The organism is Tunicatimonas sp. (assembly GCF_049647865.1).
Taxonomy (GTDB): domain Bacteria; phylum Bacteroidota; class Bacteroidia; order Cytophagales; family Cyclobacteriaceae; genus Tunicatimonas.
The window spans coordinates 1-4,625 of sequence record NZ_JBARYM010000351.1 but is presented as its reverse complement, the minus strand read 5'-3'; the positions used below and the strand labels follow the sequence as shown (position 1 = coordinate 4,625).

7 protein-coding genes are annotated in these 4,625 nt (G+C 44.8%); 2 read left to right on the top strand and 5 right to left on the bottom strand.

Features of this window, described 5'->3' with window-relative positions; translation table 11 throughout:
- The coding region (locus tag WBA23_RS10485; RefSeq protein ID WP_424582230.1) for a hypothetical protein at window positions 1–527 on the top strand (527 nt) is incomplete at its 5' end.
- A gap of 19 nt (window positions 528–546) precedes the next feature.
- Here WBA23_RS10485 and sucD read toward each other — a convergent pair.
- The 5 genes from sucD to pheS all read right to left on the bottom strand — a co-directional run bounded on the left by sucD (window position 547) and on the right by pheS (window position 4,341).
- Window positions 547–1,419 carry a succinate--CoA ligase subunit alpha gene (gene sucD, locus WBA23_RS10480; protein ID WP_424582229.1) on the bottom strand — a complete coding sequence of 291 codons (873 nt, stop codon included), beginning with the start codon at window positions 1,417–1,419 and terminating at the stop codon, window positions 547–549.
- 172 nt (window positions 1,420–1,591) lie between these two features.
- Window positions 1,592–2,080: a hypothetical protein gene (locus WBA23_RS10475; protein ID WP_424582228.1), complete on the bottom strand. Its 489-nt coding sequence runs from the start codon at window positions 2,078–2,080 to the stop codon at window positions 1,592–1,594.
- Window positions 2,081–2,199: 119 nt separating this feature from the next.
- Window positions 2,200–2,589, bottom strand: coding sequence for an ACT domain-containing protein (locus WBA23_RS10470; RefSeq protein ID WP_424582227.1), 390 nt, complete (start codon window positions 2,587–2,589; stop codon window positions 2,200–2,202).
- Window positions 2,590–2,591: 2 nt separating this feature from the next.
- Window positions 2,592–3,215, bottom strand: coding sequence for a hypothetical protein (locus WBA23_RS10465; protein ID WP_424582226.1), 624 nt, complete (start codon window positions 3,213–3,215; stop codon window positions 2,592–2,594).
- Window positions 3,216–3,300: 85 nt separating this feature from the next.
- Window positions 3,301–4,341, bottom strand: a complete 1,041-nt coding sequence (pheS, locus tag WBA23_RS10460; RefSeq protein ID WP_424582225.1) for a phenylalanine--tRNA ligase subunit alpha — start codon at window positions 4,339–4,341, stop codon at window positions 3,301–3,303.
- A gap of 80 nt (window positions 4,342–4,421) precedes the next feature.
- Here pheS and WBA23_RS10455 point away from each other — a divergent pair.
- Window positions 4,422–4,625 (top strand): NAD(P)-binding domain-containing protein (locus WBA23_RS10455; protein WP_424582224.1); only part of this gene is annotated, 204 nt, incomplete at its 3' end.

Sequence of the window (4,625 nt, the reverse complement as noted above, 5' to 3'; positions counted from 1 at the left end):
CATTAGAAGGATATAGCGAGAAGCCGTTAAAAATCCATAACCGGGCTCTTGGTTACAAAATAACGTATTTTCTGGACCAATTTAAAAAGGGGCAAAGACACTTTGGCTACCGGGGTAATTCATTGTTTGAAGAAGATACTACTCTTACCAAAGGGGAACGAAGGAAAATTCAAAGAAAGAGAAAGTCAGCGTACTACGGTTCGCGAATGCACTTTTTCAGAACTCTCTGGAGCGGACGGCTAAGACGAGAGGGTTTTACAATAATTAGCCGAACCGATGGATCAAGCCTTTCAGCTGAGGAAATTGTTGGATACGATAAGGAAAATAAAAATATCAAGTACCTACTTCCGGTAGCACCCTTACGGATTATCTACAAGCGACAATACACTCATGTCTACTTTGAAGGTGACGAACCAGTACTTTTCACCAGAAACGGCTTCTTTGACCCAAACCATATTAGGTGGCAGGGAGCAATGGCTAATCACCGAGTAGGCGACCTGCTACCTTACGGTTACCGGTCTGAATAAAAAATTGTAGCTGGTTATTTTATAAAGCCTCGGCCATCTTCTCACCAATGGTCGCTGGAGAGTCAACCACAATGAGGCCACACTCGCGCATTACCTGCATTTTAGCTTCAGCAGTATCTTCTTCCCCACCAATAATGGCTCCGGCATGGCCCATTCGGCGACCGGGAGGGGCGGTTTGTCCGGCAATGAAGCCAACCACCGGTTTTTTATTTCCGTTTTCCTGAATCCAACGGGCGGCTTGAGGTTCGTACTGTCCGCCAATTTCTCCAATCATCACAATGCCATCGGTATCCGGATCGTTCATTAGAAGTTCTACCGCTTCTTTGGTAGACGTGCCAATAATCGGATCGCCACCGATACCAATAGCGGTAGAAACGCCTAATCCGGCCTTTACTACCTGATCAGCGGCTTCGTAGGTGAGGGTTCCTGATTTGGATACAATTCCGACCTTACCGGGCTTGAAAACAAAACCGGGCATAATTCCCACTTTAGCCTCCCCCGGAGTGATAACTCCCGGGCAGTTCGGCCCGATTAATCGCACGCCTTCTTTTTGCTTCAAGTAGTGCTTGGCGATCATCATATCCTTTACCGGAATACCTTCAGTGATTGCAATAATCACCTCAATACCGGCATCGGCTGATTCCATGATGGCATCCGCTGCAAAAGCCGGGGGCACAAATATGATAGATACATTGGCCTGTTTTTCGGCTACAGCTTCGGCTACACTATTGAATACCGGACGGTCTAAGTGGGTTTGCCCACCCTTACCGGGCGTTACGCCGCCAACTACGTTGGTACCATACTCAATCATTTGTTCGGCGTGGAAGGTACCCTCCGAACCGGTGAAACCTTGAACAATAACGCGGGAATCTTTATTTACTAAAACACTCATAGGGTGGGGAAAAAATTTTTGACAAAAATAGGACAAATCAGCGCATTGCCAAACCGGTACTGTGTTAAAGTGTTATAGTGCGGAGTGTTATGGTGTTTAAGTGTTCGTGTTTTGTATGCTTTAATTAAGTGATTTGCACGTACATTAATACTTTAGCACTATAACACCAACCTTATTGAACATTGAAGATATAAAGAAAATTACCGTCTAGCTGAGTACCATACTGTCGTAGCGGCAGTGGACTTACTCCTCCTACTGGGTTTCCTTGAAAGTCGTAGACAGTATTATCACAACCTTCTTTTATAAAGAAACCCGATGGGTCAACGAATATTTCGGCGCAGGCTTCCTCAAACCGGTGGGGACTGGCTTTCTCGAAGGCTCGGTAGGTAGTGGCGCTTTCCCGATAGATTAAAATTCCTTTCCACCCACCCACAATTTCAACGAAGCCACCATCTTGCCGCAGCGGCAGATACTCTTGGTTGCTCAGATTAATTGTTTCGTCTACTATCACCGGAGGGATAGGATCGTACAATAAGTCATTTTCACAACTGGCTAGGAAAAATAAGAGGAAGATAAGTATAAAAATCCCCCTAGCCCCCTTTGAAAAAGGGGGAATTGTTTCCTTTTGAGAGGATTTAGGGTGATTGAGCATTTTCAGCATCAAGAAGCATTTTTTGATTCAGCTAAAATTTTGGTAGTTAAGTTCATTGATTAATGACTGAACTTTCATTGCATTGGTTCAACGCGGAAATCGAGTAGAAAGTGTCTGCGTACAGATCTTTAGGGCAATTGATTAACCGTGCAGCCTAGTGATTCCAAACAACGAATAGCTTTTGCCAAATCCGAATCTTTGATAAGTAAGTGGTCAGTAGAGTAGGCCGAAAGGGCGAAAATAGCGATTTTAGCATCGGCTAAGGCTTGGGAAATTACTGCCAAAAACCCCACTAACTCAAAAGGCAAGATAACCCGAAACGATAGCATCCGCCAACCTCGCTCCGCTTCAATAATCCAATTACCTTTCAGGTGCTGCTCATCAATTATTACCGTAATCTCTTCTTGGTCATTGAATACTGCCACAAAATCTTTAGGAGCGTACTTAGCTTTTACCACCGCAAAAGGCTGGGGCCAGATTTCTACCGGGCAGTTCTTTAGGTAATTAGGGGCGTTCAAGATTATTTTATTTTTTTGGGAGGTGATCCACTAGAAGTTCGCCATACTTCATCATAAATAGATGAGTAGGTGATTTCAACCTCGGCACCATCCTCTTCAAAAAGTTTCCTAAGAAGATCAGCCGTTTCCGGATTGTTTGATCCAATAATAGATAATGCCACCTTGTCGGGAATAGCGTAGCCTTTACTAAGCGTGTTTGACGAAAGACTAAAATTAACTGAACTATCGGGGCGAATGGCGAGATAGGCAAACTTGATCGGATTAATCTGGTAGCTAGAATCATTGTAACGAAAAACTACATCCTGAATAAACGCCGGACCTATCCCGTTGTTACTAACCATAACCCTAAAACCATCGCTGTCTCTACCATTGTAAATGGATAAGTAAGGCAAGACGCTGGCGTACTGCTGCTTCTGAATAAGGTAGGTTTGATAAGCAAAGGTAGTAAACGTGCCTACGCTGATTAGAAAGGCAAGTAGGCTTAAAAATTTATCGGAACCCCAGAATTTCTTTTTTCCAATAGAAATACCAAACCGATCCAGCCAGTAAGCGTTGTTCTGGCTTTCATCTTTCGCTACTTCTGCTTTTTCAACCTCTTCGGTTTTCTGGTCAGGTTTCTCTTTCATCAAACGTAGTCGATTGCTTGGAGCTAAAGATAAATAACAATTCAGCCTCTATCAATTGAATCATCTGGCAATCGAACCATTGATTCTAACCAAACGCCCTAAACTGTTTCAAAAAGCGTACATCGTTTTCAGTAAAGAGACGCAAATCTTTAATCTGATACTTAATCATGGCAATGCGCTCGAAGCCCATGCCAAAGGCAAAGCCGGTGAATTCTTCGGAATCAATACCGCAGCTTTCCAACACGTTGGGGTCTACCATGCCGCAGCCGCCAATCTCCAGCCAGCCGGTACCTTTGGTCACCCGACGGTCAGCTTCAGTTTCGGTGCCCCACCAGATGTCCAGTTCGGCACTAGGTTCGGTAAAGGGAAAGTACGATGGTCGTAGTCGGATTTTTGTTTCGGAGCCAAATAGCTCGCGAGCAAAGTGCAGTAGTGTCTGCTTCAGATCGGCGAAGCTGACGTTTCTATCGACGTACAAACCTTCCACCTGATGGAATACGCAGTGCGCCCGCGCCGAAATGGCTTCATTGCGGTACACCCGCCCCGGCATAATGGCCCGAATGGGAGGTTTCTGGTTTTCCATTAGTCGTACCTGCACCGAAGAAGTGTGCGTTCGCAAAACAATATCTTGCTCATCTTCACCACTATTTTTCTCAATAAAGAACGTATCCTGCATCTCCCGCGCCGGGTGATTGGGTGGAAAGTTCAAAGCAGTAAAATTATGAAAGTCATCTTCAATCTCCGGTCCTTCGGCTACATTAAAGCCCATCCGCTCAAAAATCTCTACCACCCGATTTTGAGTTTGGGTCAGCGGATGAATGGCTCCCAGCGAATCGGGTACGGGCGGAAGGGTTAAGTCCGGTACATCGTCGGGTTGTCCGTTCTGCCGATCTTCCAGCGAAGCAATTAGCTCCTTAAATTTATTTTGAGCCGCGTTCTTCAGATCATTTAAACGAACGCCCATTGCCTTTCGCTCTTCGGGGACTACAGTTTTCATTTCACCGAATAGGTCACCCACTACGCTTTTTCGGCTGATAAAGCGCAAGCGATACGCTTCCAATCCATCTTGGTTGCTAACTTCATACTGAGCGATTTCCTGCTTAAGGGTTTCTATCTTTTCGTTCATAGCGTAATCCTGAATAAACCGCAAAGGTAGAGCTTCTTTTAACTGATTTCAATGGTTTCAGAGTTTTCGTAATTTTCGCTATGATAAATTCATATCAGAAAATAGCCATCGTAGGAACCGGTAATGTAGCCTGGCATTTGGCCCCGGCTTTAGAAGCCGCAGGTTGCTCAGTAATACAAATCTACGGTCGTCAGCTGGAAAAAGCTCAGGCATTAGCTAATCGATTAAGGCAAGCTCAGATAAAAATGGATTTAGATTTTTCTGATAGTTCTGCTCACTTGTTT

Bases quoted from the DNA above. Each gene is read 5' to 3' on its own strand.
- WBA23_RS10475 (WP_424582228.1), bottom strand. From the start codon at position 2,080: ATGCTGAAAATGCTCAATCACCCTAAATCCTCTCAAAAGGAAACAATT.
- WBA23_RS10465 (WP_424582226.1), bottom strand. From the start codon at position 3,215: ATGAAAGAGAAACCTGACCAGAAAACCGAAGAGGTTGAAAAAGCAGAA.
- sucD (WP_424582229.1), bottom strand. From the start codon at position 1,419: ATGAGTGTTTTAGTAAATAAAGATTCCCGCGTTATTGTTCAAGGTTTC.
- pheS (WP_424582225.1), bottom strand. From the start codon at position 4,341: ATGAACGAAAAGATAGAAACCCTTAAGCAGGAAATCGCTCAGTATGAA.